We start from the raw sequence: 23020 nt of genomic DNA on the forward strand, positions 1-23020 counted from the left end.
CCGTGGGGTTTACAAGACCATACGATCTGTAAACTCCTTTGACAAGAGGCCGCTTTCTGTCAAGCCAGCCGTGGGGTCGGGCGTCCGTCAGGCGTTCCGGCCGAGCCGCGGCCCCACCGCGGCGCTGTCTCGTCGGGTGTTGCCCCCGTCACATCCTCCGAGTGCTGGCGATAGGTTGTGCGCCATGGAACACCCCTTCGGCATCGACTTCGGCGGCACCGGCATCAAGGGCGCCCCCGTCGACCTCGAGGTCGGCGACTTCGCCGCCGACCGGGTCCGGATCGACACCCCCAAGCCGGCGACCCCGCAAGCGGTGGCCCGCGTCTTCGGCGAGATAGTCGGCAGCTTCCCCGTCTCGACGAAGCCCGTCGGGGTGACGGTGCCGGGCATCGTCCGCCGGGGCGTCGTGCTCTCCGCGGCCAACATCGACAAGTCGTGGATCGGCGAGGACGCCGACGCGATCTTCACCGAGGCGCTCGGCCGGGAGGTCCACGTCGTCAACGACGCGGACGCCGCCGGGCTCGCCGAGGCCGAGTACGGCGCGGCCAAGGGCCGCGGCGGCCTCGTCATGGTCATCACGCTCGGCACCGGCATCGGCTCGGCGATGATCTGGGACGGCCAGCTCGTCCCCAACTCCGAGATGGGCCACCTCGAGCTCGACGGCGCGGTCGCCGAGGTCACCACCGCCACCAGCGCGCGTGAGCGCGAGGGGCTGAGCTGGGAGGCGTGGTCGGAACGGCTCACCGCCTACTTCCGCCACCTCGAGCGGCTGTTCTCCCCCGACCTGTTCGTGGTCGGCGGCGGGGTCAGCAAGTCCTGGGACAAGTTCGGCCACCTGATCAAGGTGGAGACCGAGATGGTGCCCGCGACCCTGCAGAACCGCGCCGGCATCGTCGGCGCCGCGCTCGTCGCCCACCGCAAGGCCGGCAGCCCGGACTGAGTCCCGTACGGCCTCCCGGCGCCTACGGCTCCAGGACCCGCTCGAACGCGGCGGTGGCCCCGCGCAGGTAGCGCTCGACCACGGCCTTCTCCTCCTCGCTGAAGGAGGCGTCGTGGCGGTCGAGCGCGGCGAACATCGGCATCAGGTGGCCGACGACCTCGCCGCGCCCGGAGTCGGTGATGTGGAGGTCGGTGCGCCGGCGGTCGAGCTCGTGCGGGCGGCGCTCGACGTGGCCGCGGGCGACCAGTCGGTCGACGATGCCGGTCGCGGCGGCGGTCGACACCTCGAGGCGTCGCGCCACCTCGGCAGGGCCGATCTGCTCGCGGCTGAGGTGCTCGAGCGTCACCAGCTCGGTCTCGCTGAGTCCCGCCCGGCGCGCCACCACGTGGGTGACCCGGCTCCCCGCTGCGACGAGGTCGCGCAGCGCCAGGAGGGTCGGCGGCTGCGTGCGCTCCTGACCGCGCTCGGCCCACGCGGGAACCGTGTCGGACGGGTGCTGGTCGGTCACGCGAGGGCTCTCCGCTGTCGGGGTCGTCTGGTGCGGCGGTCCAGGGGTGGCGGTGCCGCGGCTTGCCACCGTACCCACTCTACCGTTAACTTGATAAGTAACTTGGTTAGCAATCACCTTCCCTAGCGATCTCCCAGCATCCCGAGGATTCCCGTGTCCCAGCCCCGCCCTCCCGCGCCCGCTCGCGCCATCACCGGTCCTCGCGTCGCGTGGCTCGTGGCCCTCGTGCCCCTCCTGATGGCACTCGCCGTGATCGCCTTCCTGCCCGAGGGCGAGAGGGAGGGATCCCCGGTCGACACCCTGCCCGCGGGCGCCGACAGCACGCTCGCGGTCGAGCTCTCCGAGCAGCTGCCCGAGGACGAGGGACAGGTCGCCATCGTGCTGTGGACGGCCGAGTCCGGCGAGCTCGACGAGTCCGTGCGCGGCGAGCTCACCGAGCAGGGGCTCGCCCTCCTCGCCGCCGCCGGCGGCGAGGGCCAGGGCGGGGCTCCCGACGGGCCGCCCGGAGGAGGCGAGGGCCAGCAGTCCCCCGTCGTCGTGGCCGAGGACGGGACGGCCGCGTTCGTCGCGGTCCCCGTGACCTCCACGTCCGCGACCGACAACATCGACAAGGTCGAGGAGCTGCGCGACCAGCTGCGCGACGACGCCCCCGACGGCGTCGAGGTCCAGGTGACCGGGCCGGCCGGCATCCAGGCCGACATCGGCCAGGTCTTCGACGGCGCGGACATCCGGCTGCTCGCCGCCACTGCCGCGATCGTGGCGCTCCTGCTGATCATCACCTACCGCAGCCCGGTCCTCTGGCTGGTGCCGCTGGCCGTCGTGGGCATCGCGGACCGCTTCGCGGCCATCATCGCCACCAACGTGCTCGAGGTCGCGGGCGTCGCCTGGGACGAGTCGACCGTCGGCATCCTGAGCGTGCTGGTCTTCGGCGCGGGCACCGACTACGCCCTGCTGCTCATCTCCCGCTACCGCGACGAGCTCAAGACCACCGACTCGCGCCACGACGCGATGGCGCGGGCGCTCTCGCGGACCTTCGAGGCCGTGCTCTCCAGCGCGACGACCGTCGTGCTCGGCCTGCTGACCCTGCTGCTCTCCGCGATCCCGACCACCCGCGGACTCGGGCTGGCCTGCGCGGTCGGCGTGGTGATCGCCGCGACCTTCGCGCTCGTGGTGCTCCCGGCCGCGCTCGTGCTGTTCGGCCGGTGGGTGTTCTGGCCGCGGGTGCCGCACGTCGGCGACGCCGTGCTGGTCGACTCGCGCGGCGTGTGGCGCCGCGTCGGCGATGCCGTGGCCCGCCGCCCGCGCACGTTCGTGGCCGGCACGGTGGCCGGTCTCGCCCTGCTCGCCGTCGGCACCACCTCGATCACGACCGGCCTCGACCCGGCCGACCAGTTCCTCCAGCGGCCCGAGGCCATCGCGGCCGCCGAGCGCCTCGGCGAGTCCTTCCCGGCCGGCACCTCCGACCCGGTCCAGGTCGTCAGCCGCGCGGAGCCCGAGCAGGTGCTCGCCGCGGTGGAGGGGGTCGACGGGGTCGACTCCGCCCGGATCTCGACCAGCGCCGACGGCATCGCCCGCATCGACGCCGTCCCCGACGCCGCGCCGGGCAGCGACGCCGCCCAGACGGTCGTGCTCGACGTCCGCGACGCGGTCGCCGACCTCGACGACACCCACGTCGGCGGGGGTGACGCCGAGGCGCTCGACGCCGCCGACTACGCCGCCCAGGACCGGCTGCTGATCCTCCCGCTCATCCTGCTGCTCGTGCTCGGAGCCCTCGTGCTGCTGCTGCGCTCGGTGGTGGCACCGCTCCTACTCGTCGCGACGGTCCTAGCGACGTACGCCGCGAGCATGGGCGCGTCCTGGTGGCTGTTCCAGTGGGTCTTCGACTTCCCGGCGATGGACACCGGGGTGCCGCTCCTGGCGTTCCTGTTCCTCGTCGCGCTCGGCGTCGACTACAACATCTTCCTCGTCACCCGGGCCCGCGAGGAGGCGCGCGAGCACGGCACCCGTACGGGCATGCTCCGCGCGCTGACCGCCACCGGCGGCGTCATCACCAGCGCCGGCATCCTGCTCGCCGCGGTCTTCGCCGTCCTCGGCGTGCTGCCGCTGGTCGTGCTCGCCCAGCTCGGCGCGATCATCTTCGTCGGCGTGCTGCTCGACACGCTCGTCGTCCGCACGGTGCTGGTCCCGGCCCTCGCCCTGACCCTCGGCGAGAAGTTCTGGTGGCCTCGGAAGGTCGGGCCCGCCGCCTGACCCGGGGGCGCGGCCCGGCCTCCCGGGGACTCCCCGCTCGAGCGGGGAGTCCGCCACTTCGAGGCCTTCACAACCCCCACGAAGTGTCGGACTTCCCCACCAGGTGGGACGTCACGCGGGCATCGCGAGGCCCGTACGACGCCGCGCGGGCGCCGGCGTACGTCAGCCCTCGCGGCCGCTGATCGCGGCGGCGACCCGCTTGGTCACGTCGGGGTGGAAGACGCTCGGGATGATGAAGGCGGCGTGCAGCTCCTCGGCGCTGACCGTGTCGGCGATCGCCTGCGCCGCACGCAGCAGCATGTCGGTCGTCACCTCGGAGGCACCCGCGTCGAGCAGTCCGCGGAAGACGCCGGGGAAGGCCAGCACGTTGTTGATCTGGTTGGGGTAGTCGGAGCGGCCCGACGCGACCACGGCGGCGTACTTGTCGGCCTCGGCCGGGTCGACCTCCGGGTCGGGGTTGGCCAGGGCGAAGACGACCGGCTTGGCCGCCATCGTGGGGATCCACTCCGGGTCGAGGATGCGGGGGGCCGAGACGCCGACGAAGACGTCGGCGTCGACGAGCACCTCCTGCAGCGAGCCGCGGACGCGACGCGGGTTGGTCGCGGCGGCCAGCTCGGCGTGCGCGGTCGAGAGCGACTCGTCGCCCGCGGCCAGGGCGCCCTCGCGGTCGACGACCACGACGTCGGCGGCCCCGGCGGCGAGCAGCAGGGTGACGATGGCGGTGCCGGCGGCACCCGCACCGGAGACCACGATGCGTACGTCGGCGAGCTGCTTGTCGACGCAGCGCAGCGCGTTGGTGAGCGCGGCGAGCACGACGATCGCCGTGCCGTGCTGGTCGTCGTGGAAGACGGGGATGTCGAGCGACTCGCGCAGCCGGGCCTCGATCTCGAAGCAGCGGGGCGCGGCGATGTCCTCGAGGTTGATGCCGCCGAAGCCGGGGGCGATCATCTCGACGGCCCTCACGATCTCGTCGGTGTCCTGGCTGGCCAGGCAGATCGGCCACGCGTCGATGTCGGCGAACCGTTTGAACAGCGCGGCCTTGCCCTCCATCACCGGCATCGCGGCACCCGGGCCGATGTTGCCGAGGCCCAGCACGGCCGAGCCGTCGGTGACGACGGCGACGGAGTTGCCCTTGATCGTGAGCTTGCGGACGTCCTCGGGGTTGTCGTGGATCGCCATCGACACCCGGCCGACGCCGGGGGTGTAGGCCATCGACAGGTCGTCACGGGTTCGCAGCGGCACCTTGGACTGGACCCCGATCTTGCCGCCGAGGTGCAGCAGGAACGTCCGGTCGCTGACCTTGTGGACCGTCACGCCCTCGACCTCGGAGACCGCGGCCACCAGCTCCTGGGAGTGCTCCGCGTCGGCGGCCGAGCACGTCACGTCGACGGTGAGGCGGTCGTGGCGCGACTCCGCGACGTCGATCGCGGTGACCACGCCCCCGTTGTGCGCGATGGTGGTCGCGACCGCGCCGACGACGCTGTGGTCGGCCGCGGTGTACAACCGCATGGTGATCGAGTACGACGACGCGGTTGCTGCCATGCCCCAGACCCTCCCCCGCTCGCGGGGTTACGGGCAAGTCACCTCGGTCTAGGCTCGGGTTGTGGACACAGAGTTCATCGACGCCCCCGACCACCACCGCTACGAGCTGCGCTCCGGCGACGAGCTGGTCGGCTTCATCGACTACCGCGTGCACGGCGACCTCATCCGTCTCCTGCACACCGAGGTGCTGCCCGCCTTCAACGGCCAGGGCCACGCCGGCACGCTCGCGCGCTCCGCGCTCGACGACGCCCGCACCCGCGGCCTGTCGGTGGACCCCGTCTGCCCCTACGTCGCGGCCTACATCGACAAGCACCCGGAGTACGCCGACCTCCGCGCCTGAGCACCCTGCGGCTCGCGGGTCTGCCCGGCCGCCCCCGGGGGAAGCCCTATAGTCGCCGCGACAGCGCGGTGAGAGCGGGGGGTACGCCATGGCCGAGGTGGCCGACGAGGTCGACGAGGCGGACGCGGTCGTCGCGCGACGACTCGGGTTCGTGATCCGTCCGTTGCAGGCGCTGGTCAACGCGCCGCACCTGCTCGTGCTGCTCATCGTCGGCATCTGGGTGGCGTGCTCGCTGGTCTACGCCCTCCTCGAGGACAAGGGCCCGATCGAGGGCCTCTGGTGGGGCATCGTCACCGGCTCGACGGTCGGCTACGGCGACTTCTACCCCTCCTCGACCACCGGTCGGGCCGTAGGCGCGGTCCTCATCGTGTCGATGCTGGTGCTCGTGCCGATCGCCATCGGCCACGTCATCGCCAACCTCGTCTTCGACAAGGAGTCGCTCGCCGTGGCGACCGTCCTCGAGGACGTCCACGAGCGCATCGACCGTCTCGAGCACCTGACGCTGGCCTCGCTGGAGGCGCAGCACGGTCGCGAGTGGCTCGAGCAGCGGCTCGCCGAGCACGAGGCCGCGGACGCGGCCACCGTCGACGTCGCCGAGCAGATGCTCGCGATGTTCCAGCCCAAGCACGACCAGGACCCCTCCGGAGGCTCCCGATGACCACGCCCGCCCGTCGCCGCATGCGGTCCTCCAGCATCTCGCTGGGCATCACCGCGCTGATGGCCAGCAGCCTCACGGGGTGCTCCTCCAGCGCCGACTACGCCGCGGTGTGCGTCGACCCCGAGACCCAGGAGCGCGTCGACGACGACCAGTGCGACGACGACTCCGACTACAACGGCGGCGGCTCCGGCTTCTTCTGGTACTACCTGGGCGCCAGCTCGCGGATCCCCGCTGTCGGCCAGACGACCTCGGGCGGCACCTTCAGCGGCAGCACGCTCAACGGCACGGTGCAGCGCGGCGGCCTGCCCACCACCGGCGGCTCCACCGTCAAGTCCGCCACCACCAAGGGCGGGTTCGGCGGCAGCTCGCGCGGCTTCGGCTGAGCCCACCTGCCCCGTCCCGACCACCACGACAGCCCGCTCCCAGGAGACACCCGTGACCGACCTGATCAACGCCCTGCTCCACGCCGTCGCGTACGCCCTCGTCGGCGGCGCGATGCTCGTCGTCGCCTACTACGTCCTCGACCTGGCCACTCCCGGCCATCTCGGCACCCACCTGCGCGGCGTCGACGAGAACGGCAACGAGTCGGTGCACGCCCACTCCAAGGGCGCCGGCGTCGTGACGTCGGCCTGGCTGGTCTCCAACGCGGCGGTGCTGTTCACCGCGATCTGGACCAACGGCGCGACCTCGCTCGGCTGGGCGCTGGGGTGGACGGTGTCCTTCGGCATCGTCGGCATCGCCCTCAACACGCTGATGTTCTTCGCCGTCGAGGCGATCACCCCGGGCAACCTGCGCCAGATCGTCACCGAGCCCGGCCCCGTACGCCCGCTCGCGCACGTCGCGGCGGCCGTCGCCCTCTCCGTCGGCGCCATCGTGTGCGCCAGCATCGCCTGAGCGGGCGGGCACCGACACATGTGGCGGCACCGGTCGCGGGCGCGTGAGGGCTGGCGCGACACCGTCGTGGAGCAGGGGCTGGTCTTCCCCGTCACGAAGATGCCCGACGGATCCGAGCTGCCCTACTGGAACGAGGACGCCTGGTACGAGGTGACCATGGAGGAGGTCGAGGCCCTCGAGGCCGCGACCGAGGAGCTGTGGGCGATGTGCCTGCAGGCGGTCACCCACATGGCCACCACGATGACCGACGAGCGGCTCGGCCTGCCGCCCGGCTCGCTGGAGGTCGTACGCCGCTCCGTCGAGGCGGGCGACCCCGCGCTCTACGCGCGCTTCGACCTGGCGTACGGCGCCGACGGGTCGATCAAGATGCTCGAGATCAACGGCGACACCCCGACCGGCCTCGTGGAGACCGGGATCATCCAGTGGAACTGGATGGAGGACGTGATGCCGGAGATGGACCAGTGGAACTCCGTCCACGACCGCCTCGTCGCGGGTTGGCGCAAGCTGCGCCGCTCCGGCCACTTCGACGGCGACCGCCTGCACTTCCTCTACGACCTCGGCGAGGAGGACTCCTACGACGGCGGCGAGATGGAGATGACGGTCCACTACCTGATGGACACCGCTGTCCAGGCCGGCTGGATCGCCCTCGCCCACCCGGTCGCCGAGGTCGGCTGGAACCCCGACACCCGCGACTTCCGCGACGTCCACGACGAGCCGCTGCGCAACGCGTTCAAGCTGTACGCCTGGGAGGAGATGCTCGCCGAGCCGTTCGGGCGCTTCGTCGTCGACCGGGCCGAGGCGCGGCCCACGAAGTGGATCGAGCCCGCGTGGAAGGTGCTGCTCAGCACCAAGGCGCTGCTGCCCGTGCTGTGGGAGCTCTTCCCCCGCCACCGCCTGCTGCTGCCGGCCTACTTCGACGTGCCCCGCGACCTCGAGCGCTGGGTCGCCAAGCCCCTGCACGGGCGCGAGGGCGACAACATCCGCATCCACCTCGACGACATGCTGGAGGACGTCGTGATGCCCGGCGGCTACGGCGCGGAGGGCTGGGTCTACCAGGCCTACACCGAGCTGCCGAGCTTCGAGGGCAACCGCGTGGTGCTGGGGTCGTGGATCGTCGACGGCGAGGCCGCGGGGATGCTGGTGCGCGAGTCCGACAACATGGTCACCGACTACTTCTCCCGCGTCGCGCCACACGTCATCAGTGACGGGCTCGCGCCGTCGGAGGCGCAGGTGGCGCAGTGGCTCGCCGAGCGGGTCGGTCCCGACGCGCCCACCCTCACCTGACTGACGCAGGTCCGCGCGTCACAGCGCCTTCTCGATGTCCTTGCTGAGCTTCTCCGGCTCGGTGGTCGGCGCGTACCGGTCGATGACCTGGCCGTCGCGGCCGACGAGGAACTTGGTGAAGTTCCACTTGATCTTGGACCCGAGCAGGCCGCCCTTGGCGTCCTTGAGCCACTGGAAGAGCGGGTGCGCCTCGTCTCCGTTGACGTCGACCTTGGAGAACAGCGGGAACGTCACGCCGAAGTTGCGCTCGCAGAACTCCGAGATCTCCGCCTCGCTGCCGGGCTCCTGGTTGCCGAACTGGTCGCACGGGAAGCCGAGCACGACCAGGCCCTGGTCGGCATAGGTGTCGTGGAGCTCCTGGAGTCCCTTGTACTGGCCGGTGAAGCCGCACTGCGAGGCGGTGTTGACGACGAGCACGACCTTGCCGTCGTACTGCGAGAGGTCGGTGTCGGTGCCGTCGATCGCGGTGGCCGAGAAGTCGGAGAGAGTCGTCATGCCCCAGAGTCTGCCAGCGGTGCTGTCACGCCGGCTCGTCGTACCGGCCGTGCCGCACCCACTCCCCGAGCGGCTTGCGCACGCGGTCGCGGTGGTCGCGGGCGGCGGTTCGTTCGTCGACCTGCGCGGGGTCGCCCGGGACCCCGATCGCGATGCCGGTGAGCAGCCGATGGGTGGCGGGTACGCCGAGGGCGTCGGCGAGCGCGTCGTGGTCGAAGCCCGCGAACTGGTGGGCGTGCAGCCCCATCGCGGTGGCCTGGAGGGTGAGGTGGGCCGCGGCCTGGCCGACGTCGTACAGCGCGTAGTCGCTGAACGCCGGCGCCTCCGGTTCGTCGCCGGAGCGCACGTGCGCCGCGGTGACGAACACCACCGAGGCGCGGGGCACCCAGCCGGAGTTGCCCCGGCTGAGCGTCGCGACCAGCCGGTCGTGGTTGGCCGTTCCCGGGACGCACACGAAGAACAGCCACGGCTGGCTGTTGCCCGCGCTCGGCGCCCACTGGGCGGCGTGCAGCAGGGTCTCGATCTCGTCGTCGCCCAACCGGTGCGCGTCGTCGTACACGCTCGCGCTCCAGCGTGACCGCATCGGCTCGGCGAGGTGCTCGGCGGAGGGCTGCGGTGCCTGCGGGGTCACGGCGGCGAGTATGCCGATAACGAGGTCAGGTCCCGCCGGCCGGTGCTTCACTGGCCCGGTGCACGGGGGTACGGCACGGGCGGGCCTGTGCGCGGTGGCGCTGGCGGTGTGCCTGTCGGGGGCGCTGTCCGCGTCCGAGGACGAGGCCCCGCAGTCCGGGACGGCCAGCGAGCCGACCCCGGCCACGCAGGACCCCGACCCCGGTTCCGACGCCGGTTCCGACCCTGGTTCCGACCCCGGTTCCGACCCCGTGCAGCCCGCTGACTACGACGCGTGGCAGCCGACCTACCGCGACGTACGCGCGGCGACGGCGGACGACGTCCTGGAGCTGAGCGATCGGGTGGACGGGCTCGCCGCGACCGCGTACACCGTGCAGGTGCCGGCCATGGGCATCGAGATCGCCCGGAGCCCCGAGCACGTGAGGGTGTCGACAGGGGCCGGGACGCCGGACGTCTACGAGCTGCACCTCGATCCCCGTGCGACGGGCGGCGGCCTGTTCGACATCGGCCCCTTCGTCGTCTGCTCGGTCGCGGACGACTCCTGCACCGCGGTCGGTCAGGAGCAGCCGAGCAACGGAGGTCCGCACCTCTTCAACAACGGCATGGACACCTTCGTCCTCACCGCGGGCACCATCGTGCGGGCTCAGGGATCGGTCGCCGGCGTTCTCCTCGCGACCGACGTCGAGGAGGCGTCGATGGCCACGGTCGACTCCCCGACCGGTCCGTTGGACTGCCTCGTCTCGGGTGGAGCGGCCCACCTCCCCGAGCAGCTCGAAGGACGGGGCGCTCGCGCTCGAGTCCGACCCGCTGCAGCGGGACGACCGCGAGCCGTTGTCGACGACCTGCGTCGACGAGCGCGGCCTGGTGGTGCTCACCCTGCCGTCGCTCCTGGCGCCGGTCGTGCCGTACGCCTCGTTCGAGGACGGGGTGCCGGACGACTTCGACCAGCACGCCGACCCCGTCCCGTACGGCGCCTCACCGTCACCGACGCCGACGCCGACGGAGCCCGCGACGTCGGACGCCGAGGGCATGCAGGAGGTCCTCGTGGCGGCGGGGCCGATCGGCGCGGGTGAGTCGCTGGCCGAGGCCCAGGCGGCCGGCAGGTTCGAGCTGACCTTCTTGCTGGGCAGCGAGCTGCTGCCGGGCGCGGTCTCGTCGACGTCCGGGCTCGACGGGGTCGCGCTGCGCGACATCGGCGAGGGCGAGCAGATCACCGCCGACCTCTTCGGGTGAGGCGCCAACTGACGAGTTGGCGTGCCAACTGGTGAGTTGGCGACTTGGGGGCCGAATTGACCCCCGCAACGTCACCCAGTTCGCCAACCGACGAGTAGCCCTCACTCGTCGAGGGCGTCCAGCGCCACCAGCGCCGACTCCCAGCGCTCCCGGCGCTCGGCGACCGTCTGCTCCCACCACGGCGTGCCCCGCTCGCCGAGTCCGACCTTGGCCAGCTGGGTCCGGTGCCGGGTGGCCGCGAGCTCGGCCTCGTCGCGCGCCGTGCGTACGCCCGACCGGCCGCGGCCGAGGTGGGACTTCAGCCGCGCGAGCTCGTCGGCCGGGATCGCGGGATCCGTACGCCGCCACCGCCGGCCGTCGACGACGAGCCACTTCTCCTCGTCGGTGGGCTCCATCCCCCGAGCATGCCCGAGCACGACGAAGGCCCCGGACCTGGGTCCGGGGCCTTCGATGGTGGTGCGCGAGGGGGGAGTTGAACCCCCACGTCCTTTCGGACACACGGACCTGAACCGTGCGCGTCTGCCTATTCCGCCACTCGCGCGAGAAGCGGGCTCAGGCTACCCCACGCCTGACGCGGCCTCCCAATCGGCCAGACCTCACCGCCGACCACCCCTTCGACGGGGCGGCACCCGCACTCACCGACGCCCGGCCGGTACGCTCGGCCGCACCGGCCGGGCGGTCTGTGAAGCCTGCCCACCACGACGGTGCGAACCCAGCGCGACGAGAGGAGGCCTGACGATGAACCCGCTGCAGCGATTCGAGCACCGGCTGGAGACCGTCATCTCCGGCGTCTTCGCCCGCGCCTTCCGCAGCGCCGTGCAGCCGGTCGAGATCGCCGCGGCGCTCCAGCGCGAGTGCGACAACAACGCCCAGGTCCTCAGCCGCCAGCGCCGCCTGGTGCCCAACGACTTCCACGTCGAGCTGTCCAGCACCGACCTCGACCGCATCGTCGGCCTCGGCCGCGCGCTCGAGCAGGACCTCGTGGACCAGCTCCAGGACCACGCCGACGCGCAGGGCTACGTCTTCACCGGTCCGGTGAGCATCGCGTTCGAGTCCGCCGACGACCTCACGACCGGCCGCTTCCGGATCCGTTCCAAGGCGCAGGCGAGCGTGACCGACAACGACCAGCGCACCCGTACGCGCTCCTCACATGCCACCCTCGAGGTCAACGGCACCCGGCACCCGCTCCGACCGCCGGGCCTGGTGATCGGGCGCGGCACCGAGGCCGACCTGCGGATCAACGACCCGGGCGTCAGCCGGCGCCACCTCGAGCTCGAGGTCAGCATCGACGGCGTCGAGGCGGTCGACCTCGGCTCCACCAACGGCATCCTGGTCGACGGCACCAAGGTGCCCCGCGCGCGGCTGCGCGACGGCTCGACCATCAAGATCGGCCACACGGAGATGACGGTGCGCATCGACGGCGGACGAGACGAGGCCGGGGGCTGGAATGTCTGAGCTCACCCTGTTCCTGATCCGGGTGGCCTTCCTGGCCATCCTCTGGATCTTCGTGCTGTCGGCGATCTCGGTGATCCGCTCCGACATGTTCGGCGCGCGCGTCCCCGAGACCGCCCGCGGCGGCGCCCCCGCTCCGCAGCGCAAGGGCAACGGCAAGCCCCGGAAGCCGCGCCGCGGCGCCCCCACCCACCTGCTCGTCGTCGAAGGCGCCGAGGCCGGCACCCGTGCCGAGCTCGCCGACGCCCCGCTGCTCATCGGCCGTGGCAGCGACGCCGCCATCAAGCTCGACGACGACTACGTCTCCACCCGCCACGCGCGGGTCGCGGCCAGCGGCGACGAGTGGTTCGTGGAGGACCTCGGCTCCACCAACGGCACCTACGTCGGCCCGGTCCGCATCACCCAGCCCACCACCATCGGCCTCGGCGTCCAGGTCCGCGTCGGCAAGACCATCCTGGAGCTGCGGAAGTGATGTACCTCCACTACTCCGCGATCTCCGACGTCGGGCGCGTGCGCCGCGAGAACCAGGACAGCGGCTACGCCGGGCCCTGGCTGCTCACGGTGTGCGACGGCGTCGGCGGTGCGGTGCGCGGCGACCTCGCCTCGAGCACCGCCGTGCAGGCACTGCGCAAGCTCGACCAGGAGCCCGACGACGACATCCTCGGCCAGGTCGCGGGTGCGGTGCACCGCGCCGACGACCGCATCGCCGAGCTCGTCGAGGAGGACCCCGACCTCAACGGCACCTCCACCACCGCGACGGTCGCGCTCTTCGACGGCACCCGCTTCGGCATCGGCCACATCGGCGACAGCCGGGCCTACCTCTACCGCCGCGGCGAGCTGCGCCAGCTCACCCACGACCACACCTTCGTCCAGTCGCTCATCGACGAGGGCCGCATCACCGAGGAGCAGTCGCGGACCCACCCGCACCGCAACCTCATCCTCAAGGCCCTCGACGGCGTACGTCACGAGGAGCCCGACCTCTTCGAGTTCCCCGCCGAGGCCGGCGACCGCATCTTCGTGTGCAGCGACGGTGCCTGCGGCACCCTCAGCCACGAGCAGATGGCCGACATCCTCTCCGGCGGCACCCCCGACTTCGCGGCCGTCGAGCTCGTACGTGCCAGCCTCGAGGCCGGCAGCACCGACAACGTCACCTGCATCGTCGCCGACGTCTCCGACGAGGCACCGCCCGAGGACCTGCAGCCGCTGCTCGTGGGCGCGGCCGCCGACCTGCCCCGGCGGATGCCGCTCGGCGGCGCGGTGGGCGGGCTCTTCCGCGGTCACCGCTCCGGCGACACCGGCGAGATCCCCCCGGTCCCCGACGACGTGCCGCCCGGCGCCTACGTCGCCGACCCGATCGACCCCGAGGCCGCCCGCTACGCGCCGCGCGAGCCCAGCCGCCACCCGGTGCTGCGCCGACTGCTGATCGCAGCCGTGCTCCTCGGCCTGGCGTGGGTGGTCCTCGCCGCTGGCTGGTCGTGGAGCCAGCAGCAGTTCTACGTCGACGAGCACGACGGCCGGGTCACGATCTTCCGCGGTGTCGACGCCGACCTGCCCGGCCTCTCGCTCTCCCACCCCTACGAGACCACCGACGTCGAGCTCGACCGGCTCAGCGACATCGACGCCGAGGCGGTGCGCGAGGGCATCGAGGCCGACGACCTGGACGAGGCCCGCCTGACCGTCGACAACTACGCCGCGCGCCAGGACGTCAGCCCAGAGTGAGGGGTGGCGAGACGATGAGCCAGACCGGGTCCCTGATGGGCTTCGTGCACCGGCGGCGCCGGGGCGCGGAGCTGTTCCTGCTCGTGCTCGCCCTGATGGTCGGCATCGGCGCCTACGCCGCCGTCGGCCTCGGGGTCGAGGGCGTCGTGCCCGCCGACCTCGTCGGCTACGGCGGGTGGCTGACGGCCCTGATCGTCGGTGCGCACGTCACGGTGCGCCTCGTCGCGCCGTACGCCGACCCGGTGCTGCTGCCCCTCGTGGCCGCCCTCAACGGCCTGGGCCTGGCCGTGCTGCGCCGCCTCGACCTCACCTACGAGGCCAACGGCCTCGACCAGCACACCTTCGCCCGTCAGCAGCTGATCTGGATGACGCTCGGCGTGGTGCTGTTCATCGCCGCGCTCGTCCTGCTCCGCGACCACCGCGTGCTCCAGCGGTTCACCTACACCGCCGGCCTGACCGGCATCCTGCTGCTGATCCTGCCCTTCCTCCCGTTCATCGGTCGCGAGATCAACGGCGCGCGCATCTGGATCAACGTCGCCGGCTTCAGCTTCCAGCCGGGCGAGGTCGCCAAGGTGATGCTGGTGATCGCGTTCGCCGGCTACCTCGTGCTCCACCGCGACGCGCTCGCGCTCGCGGGTCGCCGCGTGGTGTTCGTCGACCTCCCGCGCGGGCGCGACCTCGGCCCGATCATGGCGATGTTCGGCGTCTCGATGATGATCCTGGTCCTGCAGAACGACCTGGGCTCCTCGCTCCTCTTCTTCGGCCTGTTCCTGGTGATGCTCTACGTCGCCACCGAGCGTCCCGGTTGGCTCGTCGTCGGTGGCCTGCTGTTCGGCGCGGGCGCGCTGGCGGCGTACACCTTCGTCGGCAACGTGCAGAACCGCTTCAACTTCTGGTTGCGCCCGATGGACTACTACGACCAGTCGCCCGGCAGCTTCCAGCTCGTCGAGGCGCTGTTCGGCCAGGGCTGGGGCGGCCTGATCGGCCGCGGCTTCGGCAACGGCTTCCCCGAGCGGGTCCCGTTCGCCTACTCCGACTTCATCGTGTCCACCATCGGCGAGGAGCTCGGCCTGACCGCGGTGATGGCGATCATCCTCTGCTACGGCCTCATCGTGGAGCGGGCGCTGCGCATCGCGCTGATCTCGCGCGACGGCTTCGGCAAGCTCCTCGCGGTCGGCCTCGGTGCGATCGTCGCCCTCCAGGTCTTCGTCGTCATCGGCGGCGTCACCGGGCTCATCCCGCTGACCGGCCTGACCACCCCGTTCCTGTCCTACGGCGGCTCGTCGCTCGTGGCCAACTGGGTCGTGGTCGCGCTGCTGCTGCGCGTCTCCGACCAGGCCCGCCGCCCCGCCCCACGGCTCGAGCCGGTCGACGACTCCGGCGCCGACAGCGAGAGCACCCAGGTGGTGAAGCTCAAGTAATGAACAAACCGATCAGAGTCGTCTCGGTCTTCTGCCTCGTGCTCTTCATGGCACTGCTCGTCAACTCGACCTACCTGATGTACGTCCGGGCGGACAGCCTGTCCGACGACCCCCGCAACCGCCGGATCATCACCGCCACCTTCTCCCGCGAGCGCGGCGCGATCCTGGTCGGCAAGGAGGCGATCGCGCGCAGCGTGCCGTCCGACGACCAGTACAAGTTCCAGCGCACCTACTCGCAGCCGTTCAAGTACGCCCCGGTCACCGGCTACTTCTCGTGGTTCAGCCAGACCGGGGTCGAGCGCTCCCAGAACGAGGTGCTCGCCGGCGACGACTCGCGCCTGTTCGTCACCCGCCTGGTCGACCTGCTGAGCAACTCCGACCCCAAGGGCGGCAACGTGCTGCTGACGATCGACGCGGCCGCGCAGGACGCCGCGTGGGCGGGCCTCGAGGCCCTGCCCGGTGACGCGCAGGGAGCGGTCGTCGCCCTCGAGCCCACGACCGGTCGGGTGCTGGCGATGGCGTCGACGCCGACCTTCGACCCCAACAACTTCGCCTCCCACGACTTCGGTGCCGTGGCGGACCTCGACGAGCAGCTCAACAACGACCCCCGCGAGCCCCTCATCAACCGCGCGATCGGTACGACCCTCCCGCCGGGGTCGACGTTCAAGCTGGTCACCGCGGCCGCGGCGATCGAGTCCGGCAACTACGACGCCGAGTCGATGGTCCCGGGCGGCTTCCGCTACCAGCTGCCGCAGTCGACGACGACCATCGGCAACTACGACGACGGCAACTGCGGCGGTCGGCGGATCACGATGACGCAGGCCCTCCAGGTCTCGTGCAACGTGACCTTCCTCAGCCTGGCCAACGAGCTCGGCACCGAGGCGATGGCCGACCAGGCCGAGGCGTTCGGCTTCAACTCCACCTCGCTGGAGGACCTCCCCGGTCAGGCGACGTCGCTCTACCCCCGGGACATGGACGCGCCGCAGACCGCCATGTCGGGCATCGGCCAGTCGAGCGTCACCGCGACGCCGCTGCAGATGGCGATGGTGGCCGCGGCGATCGCCAACGGCGGTGACGTGATGCGCCCCTACGTCGTCGAGGAGGTGCGGGCGCCCAACCTGTCGGTGCTCGACCGCACCGACCCGCAGAGCATCAGCAAGGCGATCTCGAGCAGCACCGCCGACGAGCTCACCGAGATGATGGTCGCCACCGTCGCCGACGGCACGGCCTCACCGGCCCAGATCCCCGGGATGGACGTCGCCGGCAAGACCGGCACCGCCGAGTCGACCGGGGACCGGCCGCCGTACGCCTGGTTCGTCTCCTTCGCTCCCGCCGACGACCCCCAGGTCGCCGTCGCCGTCCTCGTGCAGTCGAGCGACACCTCTCCCGACGAGATCGGCGGCGGGCGCCTCGGCGGCCCGATCGCCAAGTCGGTCATGGAGGCGGTGATCAACCGGTGACCGCCCTCGCCCCGGGCGGCCACGTCGACGAGGCGCGCCGCTACGTCCTCGAGTCCCGCATCGCCACCGGCGGCATGGGCGAGGTGTGGTCCGCGCGCGACACCGTCCTCGACCGACCGGTCGCGGTCAAGGTGCTGAAGAGCGAGTACGCCGACGACGCGCTCTTCCGCACCCGGTTCGAGACCGAGGCCCGGCACGCCGCCGCGCTGCACCACCCCGGCATCGCCGCCGTCTTCGACTACGGCCAGGGCTCCCTCGACGACGGCTCGGGCACGCCGCGGCCCTACCTGGTGATGGAGCTCGTCGAGGGACAGCCGCTGTCCGCGCTGCTGCGCCCGGGCGCACCGCTGGACCCCGCGGCCACGCAGGAGCTGCTCGCCCAGGCCGCCGTCGCGCTCGGTGTCGCCCACGCGGCCGGCATCGTGCACCGCGACGTCAAGCCCGCCAACCTGCTCGTCACCCCGGACCGCCGGGTCAAGGTCACCGACTTCGGCATCGCCCGCGCGGCCGAGGGGATGGCGCTGACGCAGACCGGCGAGGTCATGGGCACCCCCGCCTACATCTCCCCGGAGCAGGCCGAGGGCGGCACGGCCACGGCCGCCTCCGACGTCTACTCCCTCGCGGTCGTGGCGTTCGAGTGCCTGGCCGGGCGCAAGCCCTTCGTCGCCGACACGCCCGTCGCGACCGCCGTCGCCCACCTGCGCAACCCCGTGCCCGAGCTGCCCGACACGGTGCCCGCGGACCTCGCGGCCGTCGTACGCCGGGCGCTGGCCAAGGCGCCCGAGGAGCGCTTCGCCGACGGTGCGGCGTTCGCCCGCGCGTTGCGCGACCCGGCGTCGGTCGCCGGAGCCGCGGCCACCGTCGCGGCGCCCGCCGTCGCGGCGGCCGGGAGCTCCACGCAGGTCATGCCGGCGACCCGGCCGGACCCGACCCCCGCGCCCCCGCCCGCACCCACTCCGGCCTCGGCCTCGCGCAGCCGTACGACGCCGTGGCCGCTGCTGCTCGGCATCGCGGCGGTGCTGGTCGCGGTCCTGCTGGCGATCTGGCTCGGCACCCGGGACGACGAGCCCACCGGATCGACCGACGGCGCGACCACCTCACCGAGCGGGTCGCCGTCCGAGACCCCCAGCGAGACCCCGACCGAGACGCCGTCCGAGACCCCCACCGAGACCCCCACCGAGACGCCCACCGAGACCCCGACCGAGACCCCGACCGAGCCGGAGGCCGCCACGGTGGAGGTCGACCCGGCGGCCTACGTGGGTCGCGACCGCAAGGACGTGGAGAAGGAGCTGCGCGACCTCGGCCTCGAGCCCACGTCCGTCGAGCTGGAGAACCCCGGCGACCAGCCGGAGGGGATCGTGGCGTCGGTCGAGCCGAGTGGCACCCTGCAGGAGGGCGACACGGTGACGGTCAGCTACTGGGCGAAGATCCCGCCCGGCCAGGAGAAGGACGACGAAGGGAGCGACGAGGGATGACGCAGCCGGAGCCGACACTGATCGGCGGCCGCTACGAGCTCGGCGAGCTCCTCGGACGCGGCGGCATGGCCGAGGTCCGCAAGGGCAAGGACCAGCGCCTGGGCCGTACGGTCGCGGTCAAGCGGTTGCGCACCGACCTCGCCAGCGACGCCACCTTCCAGGCCCGGTTCCGTCGCGAGGCCCAGTCCTCGGCGTCCCTCAACCACCCCGCCATCGTGTCGACCTACGACACCGGCGAGGAGATGGCCACCGACGGCTCCGGCGTCGCGCAGCCCTACATCGTGATGGAGTGCGTCGAGGGACGTACGCTCCGCGACATCCTCCGCGAGGGCCGCAAGATCCTGCCCGAGCGGGCGCTCGAGATCACCGCGGGCGTGCTGTCGGCGCTCGACTACAGCCACCGCGCCGGCATCATCCACCGCGACATCAAGCCCGGCAACGTGATGCTCACGCCGTCGGGCGACGTGAAGGTGATGGACTTCGGCATCGCCCGGGCCATCTCCGACGCGTCCTCCACGATGACCCAGACCGCGGCCGTCGTCGGGACCGCCCAGTACCTCTCGCCCGAGCAGGCGCGCGGCGAGACGGTCGACTCGCGCTCCGACGTCTACTCCACCGGCTGCCTGCTCTACGAGCTCCTCACCGGTCGTCCGCCGTTCGTCGGCGACAGCCCCGTGGCCGTGGCCTACCAGCACGTGCGCGAGCAGGCCTCCCCGCCGTCCGACCTCGACGACCAGCTCGACCCCGAGATCGACGCGATCGTGATGAAGTCGCTGGCCAAGCGCGTCGAGGACCGCTACCAGAGCGCCGCGGCGATGAAGGCCGACATCGAGCGCTACCTGTCGGGCCACCCGATCCAGGCGCCGGCGGTCGTGCCGCCGCCCGCGGACACCCAGTACGTACCCCCGGTGCCGCCGGCCGACGCGACCTCGACGATGGCGGCGGCCCCGCCCCCGCGGCGCGACGAGCCCTCCCGCGGCCGCACGGGGCTGTGGATCCTCGGCGGCCTCCTGCTCCTCGCGCTCCTCGCCGGCGGCGCCTACCTGCTCAACGGAATGCTCTTCGAGGACGCCCCGGAGCGCGACGCCGTGCCCAACGTCGTCGGCCTCACCGAGGAGGAGGCACGCCTCGCGATCGTCGAGGAGGGCTTCCGGGTCGGCCGGATCGACCGCGAGACCTCGGAGACGGTCGAGGCGGACACGGTCATCTCGCAGGACCCCGCCCGCGACACCTTCGTCGACCCCGGCAGCTCGATCGACTTCGTGCTCTCCGTCGGCCGCCCGGAGGTCGAGGTCCCGTTCGTCGTCGGCACGCTCCGCAAGGAGGCCCGCGCCGCGATGCTCGACCAGGGGCTGAAAGTGCGCTTCCAGGAGGAGGACTCCGACGAGCCGCGCTTCCAGGTGCTGAGCACCGCCCCCGCCGCCGGGACCTCGGTGGCCGAGGGCACCACGGTGACCATCGTGTTCTCCGACGGGCCCGAGCAGGTTCCCGACGTCCGCGGGCTCCGGCAGGGCGAGGCCGAGCGGGCGATCCGCGAGGCGGGCTTCGTGCCCGACGTGCGCATCGATGCGGCGTCCACCGAGCCCAAGGGCACGGTCGTGGACCAGATCATCCCGCCCGGCGGCACGGCCGACCAGGGCGCGACGATCACCATCTTCGTCTCCGCCTACGAGGAGCCGGCGGAGCCGGAGGTGCCCGAGGTCCCCACGGAGACGCCGCCGACCGAGACCCCTCCGACCGAGACACCCCCCACCGAGACGCCGACCGAGACGCCGGTGCCCCGCCAGCCGGTCAGTCGGCCATAGGGGTGGCGTACGTGAGGTCGAGCAGGCCGGTGTACGCCGGGGCGACGGCCGACTCGAGCCCGACCATGTCCCACGAGACGCCGCCGCCGGCGATCTGCGTGTAGTCGCGGTAGGTCGCGAGGATCGGGTCGGTGGTCAGCTCGGCCTCGAGGCGGGCCGGGTCGCCGATGCCGACGATGACGTAGGGCGGTGAGTAGGGCAGGCCGTGGAGGGTGACCTGGTTGCCCTCGCACTTGATGCCGGTCGTGGAGATGAGCCGTTGGCCCTGGATGGTGACGGCCACCGCGCCGGCGTTCCACATCGCGTTGGCGACCGCCTGGATGTCCTGCTGGTGCACGACGAGGTCGTTGGGGTTGCCCTCGTAGGCCAGCCGCGCCTCCTCGGAGGCGTCGTCGAGGGTGACCTGGACGGCCGGGCCGGACTTCTCGGTCAGCCCGGCCGGGTCGACGAGGGTCGCGATCTCCTCCTGGACCCGCCCGACCGAGCGGTCGCCGAGCTGGGTGCTGAGCGCCTCCACCTCGGCGTTGAGCGTCGCGACCTGCTCGGTGAGGTCGCCCGCCTCGTCACGCTCGGCACGGACGACGGAGGCGAGGTCGGTGAGCCTGCCGCCGCGCAGGTCGAGGCCGTCGCTCTGCTCCGCGCTCACCGCGAAGAGCACCCCGATCAGCAGCACGACGACGGGCGTCGCGAACCGCCACGCGCGGCGACGCGCGGGGGACGAGTGGGACGGGGGCGGCATGACGACTACGCTAACCCCCCGGCGGTCGCTGCGGCGCCCGCGGCCGGCGCCGTGACTCGCCGGGACCGATCAGCCGAGCCACAGGAGCAGCAGTGTCGAAGTCCAAGACGATCACCACCGAGGAGAAGAGCAGCCTCTTCACCCCCAGGTTCCTGATCGCCCTGCTCCTCATCGTGGCCGGCATCGCCTGGCTCGTCTTCTACTACGCGCAGGCCCGCGGCAACCCGCTGGCGTTCCCGCCCGTCGAGGGCAGCCCGAAGGCCGTCGCCGACCTGGGTCGCTGGAACTACGTGATCGGCTTCGGCCTCCTCATGGTCGGCCTGATGGTCTCCGCCCACCCCTCGACCCCGCTGGGCCGCGGTCGCGGTGTCGTGGCCGGCATGCTGGGCTGCTTCCTGGTCGGTCTGATCTGGATCTGCACCTTCTACGTCTTCTCCGACGACCTCTCCCGGCTGTGGATCCTCAACGACCTCGGCCAGTGGAACCTGGTCGTCGGCATCGCCTTCATGGCGGTCGGCTTCAGCTTCGCCACCAAGTGGGAGTAGGTTCTCCCTCAGCTCCATGAGCTCGGTCCGGTGGTCCGGGCCGGATCCATTCGTCGCCTCGAGCGGTGAGTGAGGCGCCTTCCTGGGGAAGGGAAGGCGTCTCTCTCACCGCTCGAGTCGATTTCGGGCGTCCGCGGGTGCTCTCGACGGCTCCGTCGCCCCCGCGCCCGATCGACCACACGCTCGATTTCCACACTGGGGATAACTCCTGTGGAGAATTACACGGGTGTAGTTATCCACAGCTGTGTGCACACCTGTGGGAATCCGGCGGGCGGGCTGCGTCATACCGACCCGACGCCATACGTGCGAGTTCGCATGACGCTGGGCGGGGGCGGGCGGCTGGGTCATACCGACCCGATGCCATACGTGCGAGTTCGCATGACGCTGGGCGGGGGCGGGCGGCTGGGTCATACCGATCCGGCGCCATAGGTGCGGGTTCGCATGACGCTGGGCGGGGCGGCGGCGCGCGCACGACACAGCCCCCGCCCGCAGGTCGTACGACGGGGGCGGGGGCTGCGGGAGATCCGACCCGCTGCGTCATACGGATCCGCCCACATGGGTGCGGGTTCGTATGACGCGGGGGCGGGCGGTCAGGCGTGCGCGGTCAGGGGTGCGCGGTCAGGGGTGCGCGGTCAGGGGTGCGCGGTCAGGGGTGCGCGGTCAGGCGAGGGCCGCGGCGCGCACCAGCGCGAGGACGACCAGGACGACCGCGAGGACGCCCAGCCCCACCCATTGCACGAGGGAGCGGCGGGCCTGCGGGGCGTACGCGACGACCGCCGCGGCCAGCGCGCCGCCGACGAGGCCGCCGAGGTGCCCCTGCCAGGAGATGAAGCGCCAGCCGACCACGGTGATGACCACACCGAGGACGAGGTTCTGCACGAGCCACTGGGAGTTGACGCGGGCCTTGCGTGCCACGACCAGCAGCGCGCCGAGCAGACCGAAGATCGCGCCGGAGGCGCCGACCGTCGAGCTGAACTCGGAGCTGAGCCACATCACCAGGGCCGACGAGGCCAGCCCGCTGATGAGGTAGACCGCGAGGAACCGGGTGCGACCGACGATGCCCTCGAGCATGGGCCCGAGGATGAACACGGCGAGCATGTTGAGCGCCAGGTGCCAGATCTCGACGTGCGTGAACACGCTCGTCATCAGCTGCCACCAGGCACCGTCGGCCACGCCCGCGTGCCACTGGGTGAAGGGGAGGGTCGAGCACGTCGCCTCGTCCGGAACGCCCGGGTAGAAGCGGCCCGACCCGTCGGTCAGCTCGCACCGCCCGGTCGGCGTCAGCGAGAACAGGTTGGCGAGTCGTGACGACCCGCCCCCGGTCGCGGTGATGGCCAGCCAGACGAGCGCGTTGATGCCGATGAGGACGAAGGTCGTCAGCCGCGGGTCGGCGCTGCGCTCCCCGCCGTAGAGCGCACGGTTCTGGCGGGAGCCCTTGTTGGCCTGCTTGACGCAGTCGGGGCACTGGAAGCCCACCGCGGCGTCGCGCATGCAGTCGGGGCAGATCGACTTGTCGCAGCGCTGGCAGCGGATCCAGGTCTCGCGGTCGGGGTGCCGGTAGCAGGTCGGCACCCCGGCCGCGGCCTGGTCCTCAGTCGGCCTCTCGGGCGGCTGGGTCATCGGGTCGTCG

General features: G+C 72.1%; 23 protein-coding genes and 1 tRNA gene. 16 read left to right on the forward strand and 8 right to left on the reverse strand.

Going from position 1 to position 23020, the window contains the following annotated elements:
• Positions 1 to 184 precede the first annotated feature (184 nt).
• Positions 185 to 940: a polyphosphate--glucose phosphotransferase gene (gene ppgK / locus IEZ24_RS17095; RefSeq protein WP_129455835.1), complete on the forward strand. Its 756-nt coding sequence runs from the start codon at positions 185 to 187 to the stop codon at positions 938 to 940.
• Positions 941 to 962: 22 nt separating this feature from the next.
• On the opposite strand, the gene IEZ24_RS17100 is transcribed toward ppgK, so the two are convergent.
• Complete coding sequence (locus IEZ24_RS17100; RefSeq protein ID WP_129455836.1) at positions 963 to 1448, reverse strand: MarR family winged helix-turn-helix transcriptional regulator; 486 nt, start codon at positions 1446 to 1448, stop codon at positions 963 to 965.
• A gap of 153 nt (positions 1449 to 1601) precedes the next feature.
• Here IEZ24_RS17100 and IEZ24_RS17105 point away from each other — a divergent pair, with 153 nt between their 5' ends.
• Positions 1602 to 3698 (forward strand): MMPL family transporter, encoded by a 2097-nt coding sequence (locus IEZ24_RS17105; protein ID WP_242498530.1) that lies wholly within the window; start codon positions 1602 to 1604, stop codon positions 3696 to 3698.
• Between the two features lie 162 nt (positions 3699 to 3860).
• Here IEZ24_RS17105 and IEZ24_RS17110 read toward each other — a convergent pair whose 3' ends face one another.
• Entirely contained in the window at positions 3861 to 5240 is a 1380-nt protein-coding gene (locus IEZ24_RS17110) for an NAD-dependent malic enzyme (protein ID WP_129455837.1), read from the reverse strand.
• A gap of 61 nt (positions 5241 to 5301) precedes the next feature.
• On the opposite strand from IEZ24_RS17110, the gene IEZ24_RS17115 reads away from it, so the two are divergent.
• The 5 genes from IEZ24_RS17115 (at position 5302) to IEZ24_RS17135 (ending at position 8416) form a co-directional block, all read left to right on the forward strand.
• Positions 5302 to 5580, forward strand: a complete 279-nt coding sequence (locus IEZ24_RS17115) for a GNAT family N-acetyltransferase (RefSeq protein ID WP_129455838.1) — start codon at positions 5302 to 5304, stop codon at positions 5578 to 5580.
• A gap of 88 nt (positions 5581 to 5668) precedes the next feature.
• Positions 5669 to 6238 carry a potassium channel family protein gene (locus tag IEZ24_RS17120; RefSeq protein ID WP_129455839.1) on the forward strand — a complete coding sequence of 190 codons (570 nt, stop codon included), beginning with the start codon at positions 5669 to 5671 and terminating at the stop codon, positions 6236 to 6238.
• Positions 6235 to 6621 (forward strand): hypothetical protein, encoded by a 387-nt coding sequence (locus IEZ24_RS17125; RefSeq protein ID WP_129455840.1) that lies wholly within the window; start codon positions 6235 to 6237, stop codon positions 6619 to 6621. The genes IEZ24_RS17120 and IEZ24_RS17125 overlap by 4 nt, the downstream gene beginning before the upstream one ends.
• 52 nt (positions 6622 to 6673) lie before the next feature.
• Positions 6674 to 7132, forward strand: coding sequence for a DUF350 domain-containing protein (locus tag IEZ24_RS17130; protein WP_129455841.1), 459 nt, complete (start codon positions 6674 to 6676; stop codon positions 7130 to 7132).
• Positions 7133 to 7150: 18 nt separating this feature from the next.
• Positions 7151 to 8416, forward strand: coding sequence for a glutathionylspermidine synthase family protein (locus tag IEZ24_RS17135; protein WP_129455842.1), 1266 nt, complete (start codon positions 7151 to 7153; stop codon positions 8414 to 8416).
• Between the two features lie 18 nt (positions 8417 to 8434).
• On the opposite strand, the gene IEZ24_RS17140 is transcribed toward IEZ24_RS17135, so the two are convergent.
• Positions 8435 to 8911, reverse strand: a complete 477-nt coding sequence (locus tag IEZ24_RS17140) for a glutathione peroxidase (RefSeq protein WP_129455843.1) — start codon at positions 8909 to 8911, stop codon at positions 8435 to 8437.
• A 25-nt stretch (positions 8912 to 8936) separates the two neighbouring features.
• Entirely contained in the window at positions 8937 to 9542 is a 606-nt protein-coding gene (locus IEZ24_RS17145; RefSeq protein WP_242498531.1) for a nitroreductase family protein, read from the reverse strand.
• Positions 9543 to 10285: 743 nt separating this feature from the next.
• Between IEZ24_RS17145 and IEZ24_RS17150 the strand changes: the two genes are divergently transcribed.
• The gene (locus tag IEZ24_RS17150) at positions 10286 to 10774 is read left to right on the forward strand and encodes an SAF domain-containing protein (protein ID WP_129455844.1); all 489 of its coding nucleotides are present in this window, start codon (positions 10286 to 10288) and stop codon (positions 10772 to 10774) included.
• Between the two features lie 101 nt (positions 10775 to 10875).
• Here the strand turns inward: IEZ24_RS17150 and IEZ24_RS17155 are convergent, their stop codons facing one another.
• Entirely contained in the window at positions 10876 to 11169 is a 294-nt protein-coding gene (locus IEZ24_RS17155) for a biopolymer transporter Tol (RefSeq protein WP_129455845.1), read from the reverse strand.
• 59 nt (positions 11170 to 11228) lie between these two features.
• Positions 11229 to 11315, reverse strand: a tRNA-Leu gene (locus IEZ24_RS17160).
• A 197-nt stretch (positions 11316 to 11512) separates the two neighbouring features.
• Between IEZ24_RS17160 and IEZ24_RS17165 the strand changes: the two genes are divergently transcribed.
• Genes IEZ24_RS17165 through pknB form a run of 7 tightly spaced genes read left to right on the forward strand, consistent with a single transcriptional unit; the run spans position 11513 to position 20106 of the window.
• Positions 11513 to 12229, forward strand: coding sequence for an FhaA domain-containing protein (locus IEZ24_RS17165; RefSeq protein ID WP_129455846.1), 717 nt, complete (start codon positions 11513 to 11515; stop codon positions 12227 to 12229).
• On the forward strand, positions 12222 to 12698 hold the full coding sequence (locus IEZ24_RS17170; RefSeq protein ID WP_129455847.1) for an FHA domain-containing protein FhaB/FipA: 477 nt from the start codon (positions 12222 to 12224) through the stop codon (positions 12696 to 12698). The genes IEZ24_RS17165 and IEZ24_RS17170 overlap by 8 nt, the downstream gene beginning before the upstream one ends.
• The gene (locus IEZ24_RS17175) at positions 12698 to 13945 is read left to right on the forward strand and encodes a PP2C family protein-serine/threonine phosphatase (RefSeq protein ID WP_129455848.1); all 1248 of its coding nucleotides are present in this window, start codon (positions 12698 to 12700) and stop codon (positions 13943 to 13945) included. The genes IEZ24_RS17170 and IEZ24_RS17175 overlap by 1 nt, the downstream gene beginning before the upstream one ends.
• A gap of 14 nt (positions 13946 to 13959) precedes the next feature.
• Positions 13960 to 15366 carry an FtsW/RodA/SpoVE family cell cycle protein gene (locus tag IEZ24_RS17180; RefSeq protein WP_129455849.1) on the forward strand — a complete coding sequence of 469 codons (1407 nt, stop codon included), beginning with the start codon at positions 13960 to 13962 and terminating at the stop codon, positions 15364 to 15366.
• Positions 15366 to 16826 carry a peptidoglycan D,D-transpeptidase FtsI family protein gene (locus IEZ24_RS17185; protein ID WP_129455850.1) on the forward strand — a complete coding sequence of 487 codons (1461 nt, stop codon included), beginning with the start codon at positions 15366 to 15368 and terminating at the stop codon, positions 16824 to 16826. Before IEZ24_RS17180 ends, IEZ24_RS17185 begins: the two co-directional genes overlap by 1 nt.
• On the forward strand, positions 16823 to 18301 hold the full coding sequence (locus IEZ24_RS22435) for a serine/threonine protein kinase (protein WP_129455851.1): 1479 nt from the start codon (positions 16823 to 16825) through the stop codon (positions 18299 to 18301). Before IEZ24_RS17185 ends, IEZ24_RS22435 begins: the two co-directional genes overlap by 4 nt.
• Complete coding sequence (gene pknB, locus IEZ24_RS17195) at positions 18298 to 20106, forward strand: Stk1 family PASTA domain-containing Ser/Thr kinase (protein ID WP_129455852.1); 1809 nt, start codon at positions 18298 to 18300, stop codon at positions 20104 to 20106. The genes IEZ24_RS22435 and pknB overlap by 4 nt, the downstream gene beginning before the upstream one ends.
• On the opposite strand, the gene IEZ24_RS17200 is transcribed toward pknB, so the two are convergent.
• Positions 20093 to 20845, reverse strand: a complete 753-nt coding sequence (locus tag IEZ24_RS17200; RefSeq protein WP_129455853.1) for a DUF881 domain-containing protein — start codon at positions 20843 to 20845, stop codon at positions 20093 to 20095. The genes pknB and IEZ24_RS17200 overlap by 14 nt on opposite strands.
• A 92-nt stretch (positions 20846 to 20937) precedes the next feature.
• Here IEZ24_RS17200 and IEZ24_RS22440 point away from each other — a divergent pair, with 92 nt between their 5' ends.
• Entirely contained in the window at positions 20938 to 21390 is a 453-nt protein-coding gene (locus tag IEZ24_RS22440) for a cell division protein CrgA (protein ID WP_129455854.1), read from the forward strand.
• Between the two features lie 660 nt (positions 21391 to 22050).
• Here IEZ24_RS22440 and IEZ24_RS17210 read toward each other — a convergent pair.
• Complete coding sequence (locus tag IEZ24_RS17210; RefSeq protein ID WP_129455855.1) at positions 22051 to 23010, reverse strand: rhomboid family intramembrane serine protease; 960 nt, start codon at positions 23008 to 23010, stop codon at positions 22051 to 22053.
• Positions 23011 to 23020: the final 10 nt, after the last annotated feature.

Origin of the sequence: Nocardioides ganghwensis (genome assembly GCF_014779655.1) — a bacterium.
Taxonomy (GTDB): Bacteria; Actinomycetota; Actinomycetes; order Propionibacteriales; family Nocardioidaceae; genus Nocardioides; species Nocardioides ganghwensis.